The following is a 19,190-nucleotide window of genomic DNA, read 5'->3' on the forward strand; positions in this document are numbered from 1 at the left end:
GTGGATACGAATCTGCGAAGACGCATCCGCGCGGGGGACCACGAGGCCTTCGGTGAACTCTTCGACGCCTACGCGCGCTCCGTGTACAACCACGCCTACCGGCTCACCGGGGAGTGGACGGTCGCCGAGGACGTCGTCTCGCTGACCTTCCTGGACGCCTGGCGGCTGCGCGAGCGGCTCGAGGAGGACGGCGGTTCCCTGCGCCCCTGGCTGCTGGGCATCGCCACCAACGTCGCGCGCAACACCCGCCGCGCGGCCCGCAGGCACGCGGCGGCGGTGGCCCGCCTCCCGCGCGAGGAGCCCGTACGGGACTTCGCCGACGAGGTGGCCGGCCGAGTGGACGACGCCGCGCAGTTGGCCGTCGTACGGACGGCGCTGGCGAGGCTGCGACGGGCCGAGCGGGAGGTGCTGGCGCTGTGCGTGTGGTCCGGGCTGGACTACCGGGCGGCCGCGGAGGCGCTGGGGGTGCCTGTCGGGACCGTACGGTCGAGGCTGTCGCGGGCTCGGGCGAAGCTCGCGAAATATATGGAACCACCGCTGGCGCACGGACAGATGAGAGGTAGCCGCGGCACCGCGGTCGGGCCGCCGTGGGAGGGAGACCGATGAGCCAGTTCTCCGAACAGGACCTTCCGCCGGGCCGTCACCGACTCCTCAAGGAGCATCTGATGAACGAGATCCGACGTACCGGGGAGATGAACGAGAGCCGGCGTACCGGGGAAGCGTCCGACCGTACGAGGAGGAGGTGGACGCGGCCCGTGCTCGCCGCAGCGGCCGTCGCGGCCGTGACCGCCGTGACCTTCACGGTCCTGCCCTCGTCCGGTGGGCCCGGCGGGGCGAAGATGACGGCGGCCTCGGTGCTGGAGCAGGTGGCGTCGGGAGCCGAGGGCGGGGCGCGGTCCATCGCGATCCGCGACGACCAGTACGTGTACGTCGACACCAGGGTCGCCTCCGTGGACACCGCGGGGGACGGGACGGTGAAGCGGACTCCCCTCCATCGGGTGGAGACCTGGGTCGCCGTGGACGGCCTCCGCGACGGTCTGCTCCGGACGGCGGGACTGGAGGACCGAAGGCTGTCTCCCGAAGCCTGCAACTTGAAGTACTCCTCCAGTTACAAGCACCTCAAGACGCTGCCCGCCGATGCCGACAGGATGTACGACTGGCTGCGGACGAACGCCGGGCTGTGGCCCCTGTACGACCCGCAGAGCGAGTGCGACATCTCCGTGGTGCCGTCCGCCGCCCCCGGGGACACCGCCGAGTCGTCCACCGCCCCGGGGCGCGAGGACGAGCACACGTACGACGCCATGTTCCAGGTGGCCGGCCATCTGATCCAGGACACACTCGTCCCTCCGGAGCAGCGGGCGGCGCTCTATCGCGCCGTGGCGCGCATCCCCGGCGTTGCGCTGGCCGAGGACGGCGTCGATGCCGTCGGACGGCATGGCGTCGCGATCACCCGTGAGGACCCCTTCAACCCGTTCCGTTACGAGTGGATCTTCGACCGGGGGACCCACGAGTTCCTGGGGGAGCGGAAGGTGGCCACCAGGAGCGAGCAGGGCCTGAAGAAGGGCGAGGTGGTCCGCGACACCGCCGTCCTGCGTCGAGCGGTCGTCGACAAGTCAGGTCAGCGTCCTTAAGGGGTGCGTATCGCGCAGGTCGGGGTCACGCTGGTGTCATGACCGGTTCCGTCGAGCAGGGCATCAGCGTGACGCACGGGAACGAGCACACCCTGCACTTCACGGTGCGGCTGCCGGTGCCGGTGGAGCGGGTCTGGCCCGCGCTGGCCGGGGCGGAGGGGCTCGCGGACTGGTTCACCGAGGCCGATGTCCTCGAACCCCGGCTCGACGGCGCGGTCACCCTGCGCGGGCTGGGCAGCGGGCGGGTCACGGCGTGGGACGTGGAGCGGGTCGCCGAGTACACGGTGGGTGGTGGCGGCCGGATCCGCTTCCACCTGGAGCGGGACGGGGACGCGGGGACCTGTCTGCGGTTCCGGCACGAGTTCCGCGAGGAGAGCGGGACCGGCACCGAACCGGTCTGGCGGGAAAAATTCGAGCGACTGATCGAAGTAATGGGCTGACCCCGGTCGGTGGAGCTCACGGCGGCGGCCGGGACTCACTCGCCGATGTCCTCGTGCCACAGGGCCGGGTTGTCCTTGACGAAGTCCCGCATCAGCGCGACGCACTCGGGGTCGTCCAGGAGCACGATCTCCACGCCGTGCTCCGCCAGCCAGTCGTGGCCGCCGTGGAAGGTGACCGCCTCGCCGACGATCACCCGTGAGATGCCGAACTGGCGGACGAGCCCGGAGCAGTACCAGCACGGCGACAGGGTGGTCACCATCGTCGTCCCGCGGTACGACCGCTGCCGTCCGGCCGCCCGGAACGCGGCCGTCTCCGCGTGCGTCGAGGGGTCGCCGTCCTGGACGCGCCGGTTGTGGCCACGGCCCAGCACGGTCCCGTCGGCGCCGTAGAGCGCGGCCCCGATCGGGATGCCGCCCTCGGCGAGACCGGCGCGCGCCTCGGCGAGGGCGGTGGCGAGCCAGGCGCGGGCGGACGACGGGGCCATGCGGTCGGCGGACGACGGGGCCAAGCGTTCGGCGGACGACCGGTCCATGCGTTCACTCTGCCGGGGATCCATCGCTCCACTCTGCTGGGACCGGGGCGCCAGGGCAACGGGCGGGAAGCCCCCGCCGAACGGATGGAGCACGGTCGGATGCCGGGCGCCACCTAGGTAAAGCCCGCGGAAACCCGGTCTGTACCCTGGCCCGATCATTGCCGCTTCGGCGGCAGTCGGGCCCGGTCGGGAGGGAAGTTCCATGGTTGCTGCGCCGGTTCTGGAGGAGCTGCGCGAGGTCTGCCAGCCGCAGGCCAAGCTGGCCAGCCGCAACGGCGAGCACTGGGCGGGCCGGCTGTACATGCGCAGGATCTCGCTGCGGCTGACCCGCCAGCTGGTGCGCACCCCCGTCACCCCGGACCAGCTCACCTGGACGATGGTGGTGTGCGGGGTCGCCTCCGGTGCGGCGCTGATGATCCCGGGCCCGACCGGCGCGGTCCTCGCGGTGGTCCTGATGCAGCTCTTCCTGCTCTTCGACTGCGTCGACGGCGAGGTCGCCCGCTGGAAGGGCCAGAACAGCGCGACCGGCATCTACGTCGACCGGCTCGGCGCCTATCTGGCGGACGCGGCCCTGTTCGCGGGCGCCGGCTACCGCGCCGCCGAGTCGGGATTCGGCGGCTGGCTCTCGGTCGGCATAGCCGCCGCGCTCGGTGTCGTCCTGCTGAAGGCCTCGACCGACCTGGTGGACGTGGCACGCGCCCGGCGCGGGCTGACCGTCGCCGACGACGAGGCGACCCGGCCGCGCTCGCAGGGCGTTGCCGCGGTCCGCCGCCTGGCCGCCGCCTTCAAGATCCACCGGGTCACCAACGGCATCGAGGCGTCCCTGGTCCTGCTGGCCGCGGCCGTCGCCGACGCGGCGACGGGCGGGATCGAGCCGACCCGCTGGGCGCTCGGCGCGCTCGCCGTCATCACCTGGGTGATGGTCCCGGCCCACCTGCTGTCGATCCTGTCGTCCTCCCGGCTGCGCTGACCCTGGCGCGTCCTGGGGGCCGGGTGGCGCGGGCGCCCGGCCGGGTCACACGTCGAAGGGCGCGAACTCGACGACCGCGGTCGAGTTCGCGGCGTACCGCACGCTGATGTCGATCGCCACCGCCCCGCCGTCGGCGGGCGGATTCAGCTCGATGTGCGCGCAGACGCCGGCCGACGGGTCCCCGTCACATTCCGCCGCCGTGAGCCGCGTGCCGGGATAGGACTCCTTCAGCCAGGCGTCCAGCTTCGTGCGCGCGATCGTGAACCGCACCGTGTACTGGGTGTCCAGCCAGGTCAGCGCGGTGCACTTCGCGTCATGGGCCCCCTCGGGCAGTCCGTCGCGGTCCGCGAAACGCATGGCGTCCTCGCACGGCACGCTCTCCGCCCGGCTCATCGGGTCACTCCCGAGGGCCGTGACGAACGACCACAGCCCCCAGCCCATGAACGCCAGCGGAACCGCCACGGCGGCGACGGGCACCCACGTCGGCATCCTGCTCACCCGCCGCGCCGTCAGGACTCGTCGTCGGACCCGGTCCGCTCCTCGCGCCGGCGCAGCTCCTCCTCGCGCCGCCGCAGGTCGGCCTCCCAGTCCTTCAGCAGCGCCTCGTCCTTGCGGTTCTCGGCCTTGATGGACTTGAGGAACTCGGGGTTGTCGTCGGGCGCGACGAACGTCGTCCGGTGGTTGCGGTGCCATTCGGAAGGCGTGGAACCCCCGGCGGGCACCCCGCGGTCGCGGCCCGCGACCAGCCAGGCGATCGGACCGACCAGCACCTCGCCGAAGAGCAGGATGATGATGACCCAGACCACCTTGGGCAGGCCTCTGACCTCCTCCTCCGGCGTGTTCAGGCAGTCGATGAAGGCGTAGATCCACAGAGCCAGCACCAGCAGGAACGGCAGATACCTGAGCATGGTCGAACGATCCCCCAGTGAACGACGGCGGGGCGGCACAGGCCCCCGGTGACGGGGTCAGAGTAGCCCGTACCGGATACTGGACCGCATGGCTTACGACGATCTTCGCTCCCTGCTCAGGGCCCTGGAGCGCGAGGGAGACCTCAAGCGCGTCAAGGCCGAGGTCGACCCGTATCTGGAGGTCGGGGAGATCGTCGACCGGGTCCAGAAGACGGGCGGCCCGGCGCTGCTCTTCGAGAACGTGAAGGGCTCCGACATGCCCCTCGCGATGAACGTCTTCGGCACCGACCGGCGGCTGCTGAAGGCGCTCGGCCTGAAGTCGTACGGCGAGATCTCCGACAAGATCGGCGGCCTGCTGCGGCCCGAGCTGCCGCACGGGTTCGTCGGGGTGCGCGAGGCGTTCGGCAAGCTCGGCGCGATGACGCACGTACCGCCGAAGAAGGTGAAGGACGCCCCGGTGCAGGAGGTCGTCCTGCACGGCGACGACGTCGACCTCGACCGGCTGCCCGCGCTCTTCACCTGGCCGCAGGACGGCGGCTCCTTCTTCAACCTGGGGCTGACCCACACCAAGGACCCGGAGAGCGGGATCCGCAACCTGGGTCTCTACCGCCTCCAGCGCCACGACCGGCGCACGATCGGCATGCACTGGCAGATCCACAAGGACAGCCGCAACCACTACCAGGTGGCGGCCCGGCGCGGCGAGCGGCTGCCGGTCGCGATCGCGTTCGGCTGCCCGCCGGCCGTGACGTACGCGTCCACGGCGCCGCTGCCCGGTGACATCGACGAGTACCTCTTCGCCGGGTTCATCGCGGGCAAGCGGATCGAGATGGTCGACTGCAAGACGGTCCCGCTCCAGGTCCCGGCGCAGGCCGAGGTCGTCCTGGAGGGCTGGCTGGAGCCGGGCGAGATGCTCCCCGAGGGCCCCTTCGGCGACCACACCGGCTTCTACACCCCGCAGGAGCCCTTCCCCGCGCTGAAGATCGACTGCGTGACGATGCGCAAGCGGCCGCTGCTCCAGTCGATCGTCGTGGGGCGGCCCCCGACCGAGGACGGACCGCTCGGCCGTGCGACGGAACGCTTCTTCCTGCCCCTGCTGAAGATCATCGTCCCGGACATCGTGGACTACCACCTGCCCGAGGCGGGCGGCTTCCACAACTGCGCGATCGTCTCGATCGACAAGAAGTACCCCAAGCACGCCCAGAAGGTGATGCACGCCGTCTGGGGCGCGCACATGATGTCCCTGACCAAGCTGATCGTGGTCGTCGACTCCGACTGCGACGTCCACGACCTGCACGAGGTCGCCTGGCGGGCGCTGGGCAACACCGACTACGCCCGTGACCTCACGGTCGCGGAGGGGCCGGTGGACCACCTCGACCACGCCTCCTACCAGCAGTTCTGGGGCGGCAAGGCGGGCATCGACGCGACCCGGAAGTGGCCCGAGGAGGGCTACACCAGGGACGGCGGATGGCCGGAGATGGTCCTGTCGGACCCCGATACGGCGGCCCTGGTGGACCGCCGCTGGAAGGAATACGGACTGTGAGCAGCGCCTCCGCAGCGATCCCGCAGCCGGGCCGCACCAAGGCGTTCCTGCGCCTGGTGATGATCGAGCACTCGGTCTTCGCGCTGCCCTTCGCCTACATCGCCGCGCTGACCGCGATGTTCGAGCTGGACGGGACCGTCCACTGGGGCAGTCTGCTCCTGGTCACCGTCTGCATGGTGGGCCTGCGCACCTTCGCCATGGCGGTCAACCGGATCATCGACCGGGAGATCGACGCCCGTAACCCCAGGACCGCCCACCGCGAGCTGGTGACCGGTGCGATGTCGGTGCGGCACGCCTGGACGGGCGCGCTGATCGCCCTGGTCGTCTTCCTCGGCTCGGCGGCCCTGCTCAACCCGCTCTGCCTGGCCCTGGCGCCCGTCGCGGTGGTCCCGATGGTGGTCTACCCCTACGGCAAGCGGTTCACGAACTTCCCGCAGGCCATCCTCGGCCTGGCCCAGGCGATGGGCCCGGTCGGCGGCTGGCTGGCGATCACCGGCGAGTGGTCCTGGGACGCGGTGATCCTCGGCCTCGCCGTCGGCGTCTGGATCGGCGGCTTCGACCTGATCTACGCCTGCCAGGACGTCGAGACCGACCGCGAGATCGGCGTCAGGTCGGTCCCGGCCCGCTTCGGCATCCCGGCGGCCATCTGGGGGGCGCGGGCCTGCCACACGATCACGACGGCGCTGTTCGTCTGGTACGCGCTGGCCACGGACGCGGGCGCGTTCTTCTGGCTGGGCCTGGTGATCGTCGCGGGCGCGTTCCTCTACGAGCACACCATCGTCCGGCCGAACGACCTCTCCCGGCTGAACCGGGCGTTCTTCTCGGTCAACGGCTTCATCGGCATTGCCCTGTTCGTGTGCGCCCTGCTGGATCTCCTGGTTCGGGGTCTGACCGTGTGACTACGGTGCGGCCTACCATCGAGTGCAGACAGAGGGAGGCCGATGTGACCGTCTCGGACAGCGACCGCCTGCACTCGCAGCTCGCCCGGTACGAGGACATGTTCCGCGGATACCGGATGGAGATTGTCGAGGGCAACATCGTGATGAGTCCGCTCAGGCCGTTCCACAACGAGACCATCATGCGGCTGTGGACCCAGCTCGAACCCCAGCTGGGCCCGGAGTGGTCCTTCATCAGCGATGTGGCGATCCCGTTCAGCGACGATTTCGAGTTCTGTCCCGATCTCGCGGTCATTCCCGAAGCCGAGAAGAACCGCAATCTCACCTCCTACGCGCCCGACCTGGTGGAGCTTGCCATCGAGGTCGTCTCGCCGAGCAGCGTCCGCAACGACTACGAGGTGAAGAACAGGCAGTACGCGGCTCGCGGCATCCCGAACTACTTGATCTTCGATCCCCGTACGGGGCACCTCGTCACGCTCTGGAACCCCGGCCCGGACGGATATCTCGGGCGGGACACCCTCACATACGGGGGCGAGGTCACCGTCGGGACGAAGCTCGGAAACCTCACCGTCGACACCGGTCGGCTTCCCGTGGACCCCGAGGCGGCCGACCGGTCCTGAGCACCGTGCGGCACGCCGGTACGCTCAAGGTGTGAACGCAGGAGAATCGCAGCGCGTGCCTTGGATCGTGGGGGTGTCAGGCGCGTCCGGTACGCCGTATGCCGCCGCCGTCCTGCGTGCGCTGCTCGCCGCGGGCGAAAGTGTCGACCTGGTCGTCAGCCGGGCCTCCCGGCTCACCCTGCTGGACGAGACCGGTATCGCCTTCCGGGACGCGCACTGGCGCGACGACCTGCGGGAGTGGCTGGCGCGGGGCGCGGACGGCAAGCCGGACACCTTCGGGGCGGACCTCGACGGGGTGCGGTACTGGAACGCCGGAGACCTGGCCGCGGGCCCGTCCTCGGGGTCGTACCCCGCGAAGGGGATGCTGATCGTGCCGGCCTCGACGGCGTGTGTCGCGGGGGTCGCGCTCGGTCTGTCGAAGGACCTGCTCCAGCGGGTGGCGAGCGTCACGCTCAAGGAGCGCCGCCGTCTCGTCGTGGCCGTCAGGGAGACCCCGCTGAACGGCCAGACCCTGCGGCACCTGGTCGCCCTGGACGACGCGGGCGCCAGTGTCGTACCGGCCTCCCCGGCGTTCTACGCGGGCGCCACCCACATCCAGGACCTGGTGGACTTCGTCGCCGGCCGGGTCCTCGACGCGGCGGGCGTCGGGCACGACCTCTACCGCCGTTGGCAGGGCGAGCTCGGCGCATCCCGCCCGGCCTGAGCGGCCCACGGCGGCCAGGCAGTACCAGCACCATCCTCGACTTCAGGAGGTCCGGGCACCGCCCGGACCCATTCAGCGGAAGGCTTCGATCGCATGGACGCGGTGGACAGGCAGCTCATCCAGGCCCTGAGGGAGAACGGCCGGGCCTCCTACGCGGAGCTGGGACGCCTCGTCGGCCTGTCGGGACCCAGCGTCACCGACCGCATCAACCGGCTGGAGGCGGCCGGCGTCATCACCGGCTACCGAGCCACCGTGAACGCCGCCAGCCTCGGCCTCGGCGTGATCGCCCTGATCGGCATCTCGCTGTCCGACGCGGCCGACCACGAGGACGTGGCCCGGCGGCTGAAGGACCTCGGCGAGATCGAGGACTGCTGGTTCATCGCGGGCGACGACTCGTTCATGCTCAAGGTGCGCGCCAGCGACGTGGACGGTCTGGAGCGGATCATCCGCCGGCTCAGCGGGACCAAGGGCGTCTCCCGGACCCGTACCACCATCGTGCTGTCCACGAAGTGGGAGAACCGGGTGGGTGAGCTGCCGGAAGAGGTCTAGCACCTCGGGCGTACGGTTGGCAGGGTTCGTCGGCAGGTCGAAAGGGAGAGGCAGAAACACATGGACGTCGGGCTCAAGCGCGAGCTGGAGGACAAGGTCCGGGCCGGTGAACGGCTCACCCGTGAGGACGGCATCGCGCTGTACGAGTCGGACGACCTGGCGTGGCTCGGCGGTCTCGCGCACGAGGTGCGCACCCGCAAGAACGGCGACGTCGTGCACTTCAACGTCAACCGTCATCTCAACATGACGAACGTGTGCACCGCGTCCTGCGCGTACTGCTCGTTCCAGCGCAAGCCGGGCGAGAAGGACGCGTACACGATGCGCATCGAGGAGGCCGTCCGCCTCGCCAAGGCGATGGAGGGCGAGAACCTCACCGAGCTGCACATCGTCAACGGGCTGCACCCGAACCTGCCGTGGCGGTACTACCCGCGCTCCCTGCGCGAGCTGAAGGCCGCCCTGCCGAACGTCTCGCTCAAGGCCTTCACGGCGACCGAGATCCACCACTTCGAGACGATCTCCGGGCTGACCGCCTCCGAGATCCTCGACGAGCTCATCGACGCCGGTCTGGAGTCGCTGACCGGCGGCGGCGCCGAGATCTTCGACTGGGAGGTCCGGCAGCACATCGTCGACCACCGCACCCACTGGGAGGACTGGTCGCGCATCCACCGGCTCGCGCACGAGAAGGGGCTGAAGACCCCGTGCACGATGCTGTACGGGCACATCGAGGAGCCCCGCCACCGCGTCGACCACGTGCTGCGGCTGCGTGAGCTCCAGGACGAGACCGGCGGCTTCCAGGTCTTCATCCCGCTGCGCTACCAGCACGACTTCGTGGACATGAAGGACGGCAAGGTCCGCAACCGGCTCCAGGCGCGCACCCAGATGGCCACCGGTGCCGAGGCGCTGAAGACGTTCGCGGTCTCGCGGCTGCTGTTCGACAACGTGCCGCACGTGAAGGTCTTCTGGGTGATGCACGGGGTGCAGACCGCCCAGCTCGCCCTTCAGCACGGCGCGGACGACATGGACGGCTCGGTCGTCGAGTACAAGATCACCCATGACGCCGACAACTACGGCACGCCGAACAAGCTCACCCGGGACGACCTGCTCGACCTGATCCGTGACGCGGGCTTCCGCCCGGTGGAGCGCAACACGCGCTACGAGATCATCCGCGAGTACGACGGACCGGACCCGGCGCGCCGCGAGTCCCCCCAGCCGATGCGGGTCTGAGACGGCGGGGTGCCGCGGCGGGACGAGGTGGCCGGGGTGAGGCAGGTAACGGTCCAGGTGACGTCATGTAATGCTTACACTCCAGGCATGTCCCTTACCTTCACTCTCGATCCCGCCGTCGACCCCGCCCTGCGCGACGGCGTCCTCGACCTGTGGACCGATGTGTCCAACGCGGGCGGCTCCGTCGGCTTCGTGCCGCCCGTGGTGCGGGAGGACATACGCCCGGAGCTCGTCAAGCACTTCGTGGCCATGGCCGAGGGCCGTACCCGGCTGCTGGTCGGGCACGACGAGCGGGGGGACGTCGCCGCGACCGCGTTCCTCACCTTCAACACCCACCGGCTGATGAAGCACTGGGTGTGGCTGTACACGGTGATGGTGCACCCGCGGCACCAGGGCAAGGGGTACGGCCGCGACCTGCTCGCGGCCGCCGCGGACTCGGCCCGCACCTTCGCCGGCATCGACGCGATCCGGCTCACCTGCCGCGGCGGCAACGACCTGGAGCGGTTCTACGAATCCTGCGGCTACAAGGAGGTCGGGCGGGTGCCCGGCGCGATCCGGGTGGCACCGGGGGACGACCGCGACGACATCACCATGCTGCTGCCCCTGCTGTGACTGCCCGGCCCCGACTGCGGGACCGGGAACCCGGCATGCTTCACTGGACGATGCCCTATGGGACGTTCGGAAGTATTCGAGACGGAAGAGTGGATTGAGATGCTCCGCTACACGCTGATGCGCCTCGGCATTTTCGCGGGCTGCTTCGTGGTCGTCTGGGGCCTCGTCTACGCCGGTGCCGTCCCGCACGGTCTCGGCGGCTCCAACATCATGTGGGTCGCCCTGCTGGCCCTGGTGATCTCGGCGCCCATCAGCTTCGTGGTGCTGCGCAAGGAGCGCGACCGCGCCTCCGTCCAGGTCGCCGGGCGCGTGGACCGGATGAAGGCCAACCTCGAGTCCAGCCGGTCCCAGGAGGACGACGTGGTGGACGCCGTGGCGGACGTCGCGGACAACGCCTCCGGCGCACAGCGCCAGGCCTCCTGAGCGACCCGGACGTCACTCCCCACGGGACGGCTGCGGCGCCCAACTATCCTTTTCCCATGGGTGCCGTGAAGACCAAGCGGATGCCGCGTGCGGTCCGTGAGCAGCAGATGCTGGACGCCGCTGTGCGGATCTTCGGCCAACGGGGCTACATGGCCGCGTCGATGGACGAGATCGCCGAAGTCGCCGGTGTGTCGAAGCCGTTGGTCTATCTGTACCTGAACTCCAAGGACGACCTCTTCACCGCCTGCATCCGCCGGGAGGCCGCCGCGCTCACGGAGGCCGTGCAGTCCGGGGTGCGGCCGGGGCTCGGCGCGGACCGCCAGCTCTGGGACGGCCTGCGGGCGTTCTTCACCCACACCGCGCAGCACCCCGACGCCTGGTCGGTGCTGCACCTCCAGGCCCGTACGCACGGCGAGCGGTTCGCCGCCGAGGTCACCGCGATGCGCGAGGAGATCGTCGCGTTCGTGACCCGGCTGATCGGGGCCGCCGCGCGGGAGGCCCGTCCGGGGACGCCCGGCTGCGCCGGGACGAGCAACCACCCCCAGGACCCCGACCGGCCCGACCTCGACCGGCCGGAGGCCGGCCCGTCCGACCCCGACCTGCCCGAGCGCGAGGCGGCCGGGCTCGCCGAGGCCCTGGTCGGCGCCGCCGAGTCCCTGGCGGCCTGGGCCAACACCACCGAGGGCGTCTCGGCCCGGCAGGCCGCGGCCATTCTGATGAACTTCGCCTGGGCGGGCCTGGGCAACCTGATGGAGGGGCGCCCCTGGTCCCCCGCGGACCCCGACCACGCGGAGCGGGCCGGCTAGCTCCCGTCCGGGCCGAGCGCGGACGGGTCCACCTGTCCGCGCACGTGCACGCGCCCGTCCGCGCCCCTCAGCTCGAAGCGTCCGCCCGCCGCCGCGTACTCCACCGTCCCGGGCAGCAGCACGGGCGCCCGGAACTCCGCCCGCACCCGGGCGGAGCTCGGTGTGCCGTGCGCGGCGAGGCAGCGGGCCGCCGTCCACATGCCGTGCGCGACCGTGCGCGGGAAACCGAACAGGCGGGCGGCGAGCGGGTGCAGATGGATCGGGTTGCGGTCGCCGGAGGCGGCACCGTAGCGCCGCCCCAGATCGTCGGCGAGGCGCCACTCGGCGACCACGGGGAGGGGATCGAAGCCCGGCTCGCCGCCGGACGACCGTGACGCGGTGGTGGATCCGGCCGTGCGGTGCCGCGCCAGATACGTGCTCCGCGACTCCCACACGACCGCCCCGTCGGCCCGCGCCTCGGTCACCACGGCGGCCTCGGTGCCGCGCCGGTGCGGCACCAACCCCGCGACGTACACGCTGAGTTCGTAGGTGCCCGTGGCCGGCAGGCCGGTGTGCCGGGTGATCTCGATCGAGGTGTGGACCAGGCCCGGCAGCGGCAGCGGGAAGTCCCGGTCGCTCATCAGCCGCATCGCCAGCGGGAAGCCGAGGACGTGCGGGTAGGTGACCGGCAGCGCGTCCTCGCCGGTGGCGAAGCCGCACACCCGCTCGTACGCGGCCAGCCGTACGAGATCGACGCGCAGGTCCGGCAGCACCAGACGGGTGCGCGGGAACGCGGCGTCGGGGGCCGGGCGCCGGAAGGGGGCGCGGAGGGCGCCGCGGGCCAGCAACGGGGTGAGCGCGGGGGAGCGGGTGAGCAGCCGGCCGGGCGCGGTGTCGGCGATGTGCGCACTGGGGTCGGTCATGTCCCACTCCCCGCTCGGGTCCAGAATGCTTACTCTGGAGTAAAGTTACCGTAGGTAAGTCAAGGTCGGGAGGGGGAGAGGGATGGGGAGACGCGTTTTGGTCCCATGGAAAACCCGCGGTCGGGCACAGGACGTGAACCTTCCTCACGTCCTCGCCGATGTTGCACATCCCCGGCTCCGGACCGACCCGTAACCGGCACAGCCTCATCACAGGAGCCTCGTACGCTTCCTGCCTGACCGCCGGTAACACCCCTTTCGTGGGCACTCGCCGGTGACCGCCTCGGCGCGCGAGGCACGTACGAACGCAAGCGGCAGCCGCATCGCCGCACGCCACAGGAGCCGCCCGTGTCCACTCCCTTTCCGACCTCCGCCGCGTTCGCCGACGCCGCAGGGCCACGGCTCGTGGAGCCCGAGACGCGGCGGCTGGACGGCGCCGTACGGGAGGCGTACGTACCGCCGTTGGCCCCGCCGGTGACCCACGGCTCCCTCGCCGATCTGCCTTTCGACAACGCCGAGGCGGCACCGGACGCCGTCGTCCTCAGCCGCCGGGCCGGGGGCGACGGGCCCTGGCAGGACGTGACGGCGGCCGGGTTCGCCGCCGAGGTGCGGGCGGTGGCCAAGGGGCTGATCGCCGAGGGCCTGGTGCCGGGCGACCGGATCGCCGTCATGGCCCGGACCCGCTACGAGTGGACGCTGCTCGACTTCGCCGCCTGGGCCGCCGGCCTGGTCACCGTTCCCGTCTACCCCACCTCGTCCGTCTTCCAGACCCGGTGGATCCTCCAGGACTCCGGCGCGGTCGCCCTGGTCACCGAGACGGCAGCCCAGGCGGCGGCGCTCGGCCCGGAACTGGAGCGGCTGCCCGACCTGCGACACCTGTGGGTGATCGAGAAGGGCCATCCGGACCGCCTGGCGGAGCTCGGCGCGGAGGTGGACGACCAGGAGGTGGCCGTACGGCGGGGCATGCTCGTCCCCGACACCCTGGCCACCGTCATCTACACCTCGGGCACCACCGGCCGGCCCAAGGGCTGCGTCCTCACCCACGGCAACTTCTTCGCCGAGGTCGACAACGCCATCGAACTGCTCCACCCGGTCTTCCGGGCCGGAACGAAGGAGGAGGTCTCCGTCCTCCTCTTCCTGCCCATGTCCCATGTCTTCGGCCGCATGGTGGCGATCGCCTGCGTCCGCGCCCGGGTACGCCTCGGCCACGCGCCGAGCCTGAAGCCGCAGGACCTGCTGCCGGACCTGGCCGAGTTCCGGCCGACCTGCCTGCTGGCCATCCCGTACATGCTGGAGAAGATCTTCAACACCGCCCGCGCGCGGGCCGAGGAGGGCGGGCGGCTGTCCTCGTTCGACCGCGCGGCGGCCGTGGCCCGCCGCTACGGCGAGGCCCTGGAGGCCGGACAGACCGGCACCGGCCCCGGCCCGTCCACCGCCCTGAAGACGGCCCGCGCCTTCTACGACCCCCTGGTCTACCGCCGCATCCGCAGCGCCATGGGCGGCCGGGTCCGCCACGCCATCTGCGGCGGCTCCCCGCTCGGCCGCCGCCTGGCCGCGTTCTACGCGGGCGCCGGCATCGAGATCTTCGAGGGCTACGGGCTGACGGAGACCACCGGAGCGTCGACGGTGACCCCGCCCCTCAAGCCCCGACTGGGCACCGTGGGCTGGCCGTTGCCCGGCACCCGCATCCGGGTCGCCGCCGACGGCGAGATCCTGCTCGGCGGCGACCACGTACTGCGCGGCTACTGGGACCCGGCGGCCGGCGGTGTCGTCCCCGCCGCCCCGGACGGCTGGCTCGCCACGGGCGACATCGGCGAACTCGACGACGACGGCTACCTCACCATCACCGGCCGCAAGAAGGAGCTGCTGATCACGGCGGGCGGCAAGAGCGTGGCCCCCGCCCCCATGGAGAACTGGCTGCGCTCGCACCCCCTGATCTCGCAGTGCATGCTCCTGGGCGACGCCCGCCCCTACGTCACGGCGCTGATCACCCTCGACCAGGACGGCGTCACCCACTGGCGCCGGATGCACGGCAAGCATCCGGTCCCGCCCGAACTCCTCGTCGACGACGACGAGTTGCGGGCGATCCTGCAACGCGCGCTGGACGAGGCGAACCGACTGGTCTCCCGGCCGGAATCCATCCGCCGCTTCGCCGTCCTCCCCGTCGACTTCACGGAGGAGGCCGGCCACCTCACCCCGTCGATGAAACTCCGCCGCGAGACGATCATGCGGGACTTCGCCCGCGAGGTGGCGGCGCTGTATCCGGGGTGAGGAGGGCGGTCACTCCGAGGCGCTCGCCGCCTTCGCCGCCACCCGAGGCTTGTCGACGATGAGGAAGGCCTGCGGGACCACTTCCTGGAGTGCGGGGTCGGGCTCGCGTACCGTCCGCGAGCGCAGGGCGAAACCGGCGTCCGCCAGCAGCTCGGCGATCCGCTCGGGCCGCCGGCGTTGGAAGTCCAGTGAGACGGGGTGCCCCCAGGGCCGGTCGTGGTGGCGCGGTTCGTCGCCCACCTGGAAGGCGACGAGCAGATGACCGCCGGGGGCCAGGACGCGGTGGAACTCCGCGAACAGGTCGGGGAGCCGGTCCACCGGTGTGTGGATGGACGAGTACCAGGAGAGCGCTCCGGCGAGCGCGCCGTCGGGGAGGTCCAGGTCGAGCATCGAGCCCTGCTCGAAACGCAGCCCCGGATTCTCCCGGCGGGCGATGGCGAGCATCGACTCCGACAGGTCGAGGCCGAACACCGAAAGACCCAGTCGGGCGAGGTGCCCCGTGGTCCGGCCGGGCCCGCAGCCGAGGTCGGCCACCGGACCGCGGTCGCCCACGAGCTCGGCGTACACGCCGAGGATGGCCCGCTCCAGCGGCCTGCCGACGAGCTCCTCGCGGAAGCGGTCGGCGTAGTCCTCGGCGACGGCGTCGTAGAAGGTGCGGATGGCGCCGAGGAAGTCGGTGCCGGTGCCGGATACGGGGGGTGTGGTGGCTTCGGAGGTCATGGCCGGGGACCGTAGCGGGTGTCACCGACAAGCGGGCCGGCCGGCCGCGGGCGGGGCGCGTGTTCCGGACAAAGGCAGGAGCCCCGTCACCGGATGGCGCGGGGCTCCTTGGGTACTGCTATCTGATCCGAATCAAAGCTTCGGGCTCGAAGAGCCTAAGGCTTAGAGCGGGGTGACGTTCTCCGCCTGCGGACCCTTCGGGCCCTGGGTCACGTCGAAGGAGACCGACTGGTTCTCCTCGAGCGAACGGAAACCGTTGGCGTTGATCGCGGAGTAGTGGACGAAGACGTCGGGGCCTCCGCCTTCCTGGGCGATGAAGCCAAAGCCCTTTTCGGCGTTGAACCACTTCACGGTTCCGGTAGCCATAAGCCCTCCTTGGGCTCAAAGGGTCGCCCTGCTCCAGAACCCTGCAAGTGTGAAAACTGTGCCGCACAACTGCATACGTCTGAAAACGACTAGAGCCCGCGGTCACATGCTCCGCAGGCTCTGTACTGCAAGGGAAACCAAACTGCAACTTGCGGCGAGCCTAGCACGCGGTAGGCCGAAAGCAATAGAGGTCAAGATCACGTCACTCGGACGTTTGAAGCTGATCGGATGAGGTTGACAAATCGTGCCTCTGGGGGGTGCCCGCGGGCCGTCTCATCCCAGGGTCTAGCCTCCCGATGTGGACATTCCTCGCACCCGGCCGCGTGTCGGCCACATCCAGTTCCTCAACTGCCTGCCCCTGTACTGGGGGCTTGCGAGAACGGGAACGCTTCTCGACTTCGAGCTGACCAAGGACACCCCGGAGAAGCTCAGCGAGCAGCTGGTGCAGGGCGACCTCGACATCGCGCCCGTCACCCTCGTCGAGTTCCTGAAGAACGCGGACGACCTGGTCGCCTTCCCCGACATCGCCGTCGGCTGCGACGGTCCGGTGATGTCCTGCGTGATCGTCTCCCAGGTTCCGCTGGACCGGCTCGACGGCCGCCGGGTCGCCCTCGGCTCGACCTCGCGCACCTCGGTCCGGCTGGCCCAGCTGCTGCTGGCCGAGCGCTTCGGCGTCCAGCCGGAGTACTACACCTGCCCGCCCGACCTCAGCCTGATGATGCAGGAGGCGGAGGCCGCGGTCCTCATCGGCGACGCGGCGCTGCGCGCCAACCTGGTGGACGGCCCGCGCTACGGCCTCGCCGTGCACGACCTGGGCGCGCTGTGGAAGGAGTGGACGGGCCTGCCGTTCGTCTTCGCGGTCTGGGCGGCCCGGCGGGACTACCTGGAGCGCGAGCCGTCCCTCACACGTCAGGTGCACGAGGCGTTCCTCGCCTCCCGCAACCTCTCCCTGGAGGAGGTCGGCAAGGTCGCCGAGCAGGCGGCCCGCTGGGAGGCCTTCGACCAGCAGGTACTGGAGCAGTACTTCACCACGCTCGACTTCCGCTTCGGCGGCCCGCAGCTCGCGGCGGTCGCCGAGTTCGCCCGCCGGGTGGGCCCGACGACCGGCTTCCCGGCGGACGTGAAGGTGGACCTCCTCCAGCCGTAGAGCCTGTACGGCGGTAGGGGCCGCAGACGGCGGTTGCGCACTAATCTGCTGCTGTGTCCTACGGGGGAGAGGCGGACATCATGCAGCCGCTCGCAGCCGACGAGCCCACTGCCGTCGGGCCCTACCGCCTGCTCGGCCGGCTCGGATCCGGCGGGATGGGCCGCGTCTACCTGGGCCGCAGCGCCGGTGGCCGCACGGTCGCGGTCAAGATCGTGCACCCGCACCTCGCGCTCGACGAGGAGTTCCGCGCCCGCTTCCGGCGCGAGGTCGAGTCCGCCCGGCGGGTCGGCGGCGCCTGGACCGCCTCGGTGCTGGACGCGGACCCGACCGCGCCGGTCCCCTGGGTGGCCACGGCGTACGCGGCGGGCCCGTCCCTGGCGGCCGCGGTGGCGGACGTCGGCCCGCTGCCCGCGCACTCCGTACGGGCGCTGACCGCGGGCCTCGCCGAGGCGCTGGCCGCGGTGCACGACCTGGGCCTGGTGCACCGGGACGTGAAACCGTCGAACGTCCTGCTCACCCTCGACGGCCCCCTCCTCATCGACTTCGGCATCGCCCGCGCGACCGACGGCACCGCCTCGCTGACCTCGACCGGCGTCTCCGTGGGATCGCCCGGCTACATGGCGCCCGAGCAGATCCTCGGCGACGGCGTCACCGGCGCCGCCGACGTCTTCTCGCTGGGCGCGGTCCTGGCGTACGCGGCGACCGGCGAGCCGCCGTTCCCCGGGGACTCCTCGGCCGCGCTGCTCTACAAGGTCGTCCACGAGGAGCCGCGCCTGGGCGACCTGGAGGGCGACCTGCGCGTGATGGCGCAGGCGTGCCTGGCCAAGGCGCCGGGCGACCGTCCGGCACCCCGCGAGGTGGCCCGGCGGCTCGCACCGGACGGCGCGGCCCGGCTGATGGCGGGCGGCTGGCTGCCGGGGCCCCTGGTCGAACAGGTCAGCCGCAGCGCCGTACAGCTGCTGAACCTGGAGGCGGCCCAGGCCGCCGAGGCGGTCCCTTCGGGGCCGGTGGGCTTCAGCAGCGCGTCGGTGGAGGCGCCGGCCGCGGCGGGCGGGTTCGGGCCGCCGCCCGTGATGCCGCTGCCCGCGACACCGGCGGACGAGCGGACTCCGGCCGGGCCCGCCGCGCCGCCGCTGCCCGGACCGCGCGACGCCCACCCGGACACCGCCCCCGCGGTCGCGTCGCCGTCGTCCCCGCCCCGGCCCGGCAAGGTCTCCGTGACCGTGGCGGCGACCTCGGCGCCGGGGGAGCGCGGCCGGGGCCGGCGGGTCAGCTGCACGCTGGCCCTCGCGGTGGCCGGGGCGCTGGCCGCGGTGACCGTCGGCTCGGTGTTCGTCCTCGACCTGCTGCCGGACGGCGGCCACGACACGTCGGCGAGCAACGACAGCTCCCACTCGGCCGCCGCCACCGCCCGGGCGACACCGTCCACAGGTGAGCCGACGCCGTCCACCGGCGCGTCGGCCCCCGCCGGGACCGCCACGGGCACCGTTCCCGACCGCTACCTCGGCACCTGGGAGGGGCAGGGCAGCGGCCTCGACGGCACCGTGCCCATGGGGACCTTCCGGCTCACCGTCCAACGGGCTTCCGTGGGCCAGGAGTTGGGCAGGGTCCGGCAGACGGACCTGTTCGGCGGGGTCTGCAACGACATCCTCACCCTGAAGTCGGTGACCGCGACGGAGATCACGGCGACGTCCGTCGGCGCCAAGGGCAACCACGACGGCTGCAACCCCGCCGCGCACACCGTCCGACTCGCCCCCACCGGCGACGACTTGACGTACACCTCGGACAGCTCGGCCGAGGGGAACCCGGTGGCCCGTATGTCGAAGGTCGGGTAGCGGACCGGCTGTTGTCCCCGCCGTTCCCCCCTCGCGCCCCAACGCCCCGGCTGTCACTACTGTGTCTGCGGAAGCGAAGACGGGGAGGACGACCACC

General features: G+C 71.4%; 22 protein-coding genes. 16 read left to right on the forward strand and 6 right to left on the reverse strand.

The annotated features are described in order from the left end of the window. Genes ACWC24_RS19885 through ACWC24_RS19895 form a run of 3 tightly spaced genes read left to right on the forward strand, consistent with a single transcriptional unit; the run spans nucleotide 1 to nucleotide 2,071 of the window. Nucleotides 1–606, forward strand: a complete 606-nt coding sequence (locus ACWC24_RS19885; protein ID WP_450664141.1) for an RNA polymerase sigma factor — start codon at nucleotides 1–3, stop codon at nucleotides 604–606. Next, the gene (locus ACWC24_RS19890; RefSeq protein ID WP_450664142.1) at nucleotides 603–1,631 is read left to right on the forward strand and encodes a CU044_5270 family protein; all 1,029 of its coding nucleotides are present in this window, start codon (nucleotides 603–605) and stop codon (nucleotides 1,629–1,631) included. Before ACWC24_RS19885 ends, ACWC24_RS19890 begins: the two co-directional genes overlap by 4 nt. Before the next feature lie 38 nt (nucleotides 1,632–1,669). Continuing rightward, on the forward strand, nucleotides 1,670–2,071 hold the full coding sequence (locus ACWC24_RS19895) for an SRPBCC domain-containing protein (protein ID WP_450664143.1): 402 nt from the start codon (nucleotides 1,670–1,672) through the stop codon (nucleotides 2,069–2,071). A 35-nt stretch (nucleotides 2,072–2,106) separates the two neighbouring features. Here ACWC24_RS19895 and ACWC24_RS19900 read toward each other — a convergent pair whose 3' ends face one another. After that, nucleotides 2,107–2,556 carry a nucleoside deaminase gene (locus ACWC24_RS19900; protein ID WP_450664249.1) on the reverse strand — a complete coding sequence of 150 codons (450 nt, stop codon included), beginning with the start codon at nucleotides 2,554–2,556 and terminating at the stop codon, nucleotides 2,107–2,109. 250 nt (nucleotides 2,557–2,806) lie between these two features. Here ACWC24_RS19900 and ACWC24_RS19905 point away from each other — a divergent pair, with 250 nt between their 5' ends. Continuing rightward, nucleotides 2,807–3,574 (forward strand): CDP-alcohol phosphatidyltransferase family protein, encoded by a 768-nt coding sequence (locus tag ACWC24_RS19905; protein ID WP_450664144.1) that lies wholly within the window; start codon nucleotides 2,807–2,809, stop codon nucleotides 3,572–3,574. A 45-nt stretch (nucleotides 3,575–3,619) separates the two neighbouring features. On the opposite strand, the gene ACWC24_RS19910 is transcribed toward ACWC24_RS19905, so the two are convergent. Together ACWC24_RS19910 and ACWC24_RS19915 are read right to left on the reverse strand one after the other, a co-directional pair. After that, nucleotides 3,620–4,063 (reverse strand): hypothetical protein, encoded by a 444-nt coding sequence (locus ACWC24_RS19910; protein ID WP_450664145.1) that lies wholly within the window; start codon nucleotides 4,061–4,063, stop codon nucleotides 3,620–3,622. A 20-nt stretch (nucleotides 4,064–4,083) separates the two neighbouring features. Further along, complete coding sequence (locus ACWC24_RS19915; RefSeq protein ID WP_450664146.1) at nucleotides 4,084–4,482, reverse strand: PLD nuclease N-terminal domain-containing protein; 399 nt, start codon at nucleotides 4,480–4,482, stop codon at nucleotides 4,084–4,086. Between the two features lie 88 nt (nucleotides 4,483–4,570). Between ACWC24_RS19915 and ACWC24_RS19920 the strand changes: the two genes are divergently transcribed. From ACWC24_RS19920 to ACWC24_RS19960, 9 genes are all read left to right on the forward strand, one after another. Further along, entirely contained in the window at nucleotides 4,571–6,022 is a 1,452-nt protein-coding gene (locus tag ACWC24_RS19920; protein ID WP_450664147.1) for a menaquinone biosynthesis decarboxylase, read from the forward strand. Then, nucleotides 6,019–6,921, forward strand: a complete 903-nt coding sequence (gene mqnP / locus ACWC24_RS19925; RefSeq protein WP_450664148.1) for a menaquinone biosynthesis prenyltransferase MqnP — start codon at nucleotides 6,019–6,021, stop codon at nucleotides 6,919–6,921. Before ACWC24_RS19920 ends, mqnP begins: the two co-directional genes overlap by 4 nt. A gap of 44 nt (nucleotides 6,922–6,965) precedes the next feature. After that, nucleotides 6,966–7,538, forward strand: a complete 573-nt coding sequence (locus ACWC24_RS19930; protein WP_450664149.1) for a Uma2 family endonuclease — start codon at nucleotides 6,966–6,968, stop codon at nucleotides 7,536–7,538. A gap of 55 nt (nucleotides 7,539–7,593) precedes the next feature. After that, on the forward strand, nucleotides 7,594–8,241 hold the full coding sequence (locus ACWC24_RS19935; RefSeq protein WP_450664250.1) for a UbiX family flavin prenyltransferase: 648 nt from the start codon (nucleotides 7,594–7,596) through the stop codon (nucleotides 8,239–8,241). A 93-nt stretch (nucleotides 8,242–8,334) separates the two neighbouring features. Then, nucleotides 8,335–8,790 carry an Lrp/AsnC family transcriptional regulator gene (locus tag ACWC24_RS19940; protein WP_152892286.1) on the forward strand — a complete coding sequence of 152 codons (456 nt, stop codon included), beginning with the start codon at nucleotides 8,335–8,337 and terminating at the stop codon, nucleotides 8,788–8,790. Between the two features lie 60 nt (nucleotides 8,791–8,850). Further along, nucleotides 8,851–10,014 (forward strand): aminofutalosine synthase MqnE, encoded by a 1,164-nt coding sequence (gene mqnE / locus ACWC24_RS19945; protein ID WP_152892288.1) that lies wholly within the window; start codon nucleotides 8,851–8,853, stop codon nucleotides 10,012–10,014. An 87-nt stretch (nucleotides 10,015–10,101) separates the two neighbouring features. Further along, nucleotides 10,102–10,626 carry an N-acetyltransferase family protein gene (locus ACWC24_RS19950; RefSeq protein ID WP_450664150.1) on the forward strand — a complete coding sequence of 175 codons (525 nt, stop codon included), beginning with the start codon at nucleotides 10,102–10,104 and terminating at the stop codon, nucleotides 10,624–10,626. A 99-nt stretch (nucleotides 10,627–10,725) separates the two neighbouring features. Further along, nucleotides 10,726–11,049: a DUF4229 domain-containing protein gene (locus ACWC24_RS19955; RefSeq protein WP_450664151.1), complete on the forward strand. Its 324-nt coding sequence runs from the start codon at nucleotides 10,726–10,728 to the stop codon at nucleotides 11,047–11,049. A gap of 56 nt (nucleotides 11,050–11,105) precedes the next feature. After that, nucleotides 11,106–11,855: a TetR/AcrR family transcriptional regulator gene (locus ACWC24_RS19960; RefSeq protein ID WP_450664152.1), complete on the forward strand. Its 750-nt coding sequence runs from the start codon at nucleotides 11,106–11,108 to the stop codon at nucleotides 11,853–11,855. Here the strand turns inward: ACWC24_RS19960 and ACWC24_RS19965 are convergent. After that, complete coding sequence (locus ACWC24_RS19965) at nucleotides 11,852–12,757, reverse strand: MaoC family dehydratase (protein WP_450664153.1); 906 nt, start codon at nucleotides 12,755–12,757, stop codon at nucleotides 11,852–11,854. The genes ACWC24_RS19960 and ACWC24_RS19965 overlap by 4 nt on opposite strands. A 345-nt stretch (nucleotides 12,758–13,102) precedes the next feature. Between ACWC24_RS19965 and ACWC24_RS19970 the strand changes: the two genes are divergently transcribed. Next, on the forward strand, nucleotides 13,103–15,025 hold the full coding sequence (locus ACWC24_RS19970) for an AMP-dependent synthetase/ligase (protein WP_450664154.1): 1,923 nt from the start codon (nucleotides 13,103–13,105) through the stop codon (nucleotides 15,023–15,025). Between the two features lie 9 nt (nucleotides 15,026–15,034). Here the strand turns inward: ACWC24_RS19970 and ACWC24_RS19975 are convergent, their stop codons facing one another. Both ACWC24_RS19975 and ACWC24_RS19980 read right to left on the reverse strand, forming a co-directional pair. Further along, on the reverse strand, nucleotides 15,035–15,745 hold the full coding sequence (locus tag ACWC24_RS19975) for a class I SAM-dependent DNA methyltransferase (RefSeq protein WP_450664155.1): 711 nt from the start codon (nucleotides 15,743–15,745) through the stop codon (nucleotides 15,035–15,037). Nucleotides 15,746–15,907: 162 nt separating this feature from the next. Continuing rightward, nucleotides 15,908–16,111 carry a cold-shock protein gene (locus ACWC24_RS19980; RefSeq protein WP_037627265.1) on the reverse strand — a complete coding sequence of 68 codons (204 nt, stop codon included), beginning with the start codon at nucleotides 16,109–16,111 and terminating at the stop codon, nucleotides 15,908–15,910. 298 nt (nucleotides 16,112–16,409) lie between these two features. On the opposite strand from ACWC24_RS19980, the gene ACWC24_RS19985 reads away from it, so the two are divergent. Together ACWC24_RS19985 and ACWC24_RS19990 are read left to right on the forward strand one after the other, a co-directional pair. Next, the gene (locus ACWC24_RS19985) at nucleotides 16,410–17,258 is read left to right on the forward strand and encodes a menaquinone biosynthetic enzyme MqnA/MqnD family protein (protein WP_450664156.1); all 849 of its coding nucleotides are present in this window, start codon (nucleotides 16,410–16,412) and stop codon (nucleotides 17,256–17,258) included. A gap of 80 nt (nucleotides 17,259–17,338) precedes the next feature. After that, nucleotides 17,339–19,093 (forward strand): protein kinase domain-containing protein, encoded by a 1,755-nt coding sequence (locus tag ACWC24_RS19990; RefSeq protein WP_450664251.1) that lies wholly within the window; start codon nucleotides 17,339–17,341, stop codon nucleotides 19,091–19,093. Nucleotides 19,094–19,190: the final 97 nt, after the last annotated feature.

This window comes from Streptomyces sp. NPDC001443 (assembly GCF_053597355.1).

Coding starts and splice junctions, on each gene's coding strand:
- ACWC24_RS19890 (WP_450664142.1), top strand. CDS start 603: ATGAGCCAGTTCTCCGAACAGGACCTTCCGCCGGGCCGTCACCGACTC.
- ACWC24_RS19895 (WP_450664143.1), top strand. CDS start 1,670: ATGACCGGTTCCGTCGAGCAGGGCATCAGCGTGACGCACGGGAACGAG.
- ACWC24_RS19900 (WP_450664249.1), bottom strand. CDS start 2,556: ATGGCCCCGTCGTCCGCCCGCGCCTGGCTCGCCACCGCCCTCGCCGAG.
- ACWC24_RS19905 (WP_450664144.1), top strand. CDS start 2,807: ATGGTTGCTGCGCCGGTTCTGGAGGAGCTGCGCGAGGTCTGCCAGCCG.
- ACWC24_RS19910 (WP_450664145.1), bottom strand. CDS start 4,063: ATGCCGACGTGGGTGCCCGTCGCCGCCGTGGCGGTTCCGCTGGCGTTC.
- ACWC24_RS19915 (WP_450664146.1), bottom strand. CDS start 4,482: ATGCTCAGGTATCTGCCGTTCCTGCTGGTGCTGGCTCTGTGGATCTAC.
- ACWC24_RS19920 (WP_450664147.1), top strand. CDS start 4,571: ATGGCTTACGACGATCTTCGCTCCCTGCTCAGGGCCCTGGAGCGCGAG.
- ACWC24_RS19940 (WP_152892286.1), top strand. CDS start 8,335: ATGGACGCGGTGGACAGGCAGCTCATCCAGGCCCTGAGGGAGAACGGC.
- mqnE (WP_152892288.1), top strand. CDS start 8,851: ATGGACGTCGGGCTCAAGCGCGAGCTGGAGGACAAGGTCCGGGCCGGT.
- ACWC24_RS19950 (WP_450664150.1), top strand. CDS start 10,102: ATGTCCCTTACCTTCACTCTCGATCCCGCCGTCGACCCCGCCCTGCGC.
- ACWC24_RS19955 (WP_450664151.1), top strand. CDS start 10,726: ATGCTCCGCTACACGCTGATGCGCCTCGGCATTTTCGCGGGCTGCTTC.
- ACWC24_RS19960 (WP_450664152.1), top strand. CDS start 11,106: ATGGGTGCCGTGAAGACCAAGCGGATGCCGCGTGCGGTCCGTGAGCAG.
- ACWC24_RS19965 (WP_450664153.1), bottom strand. CDS start 12,757: ATGACCGACCCCAGTGCGCACATCGCCGACACCGCGCCCGGCCGGCTG.
- ACWC24_RS19975 (WP_450664155.1), bottom strand. CDS start 15,745: ATGACCTCCGAAGCCACCACACCCCCCGTATCCGGCACCGGCACCGAC.
- ACWC24_RS19980 (WP_037627265.1), bottom strand. CDS start 16,111: ATGGCTACCGGAACCGTGAAGTGGTTCAACGCCGAAAAGGGCTTTGGC.
- ACWC24_RS19990 (WP_450664251.1), top strand. CDS start 17,339: ATGCAGCCGCTCGCAGCCGACGAGCCCACTGCCGTCGGGCCCTACCGC.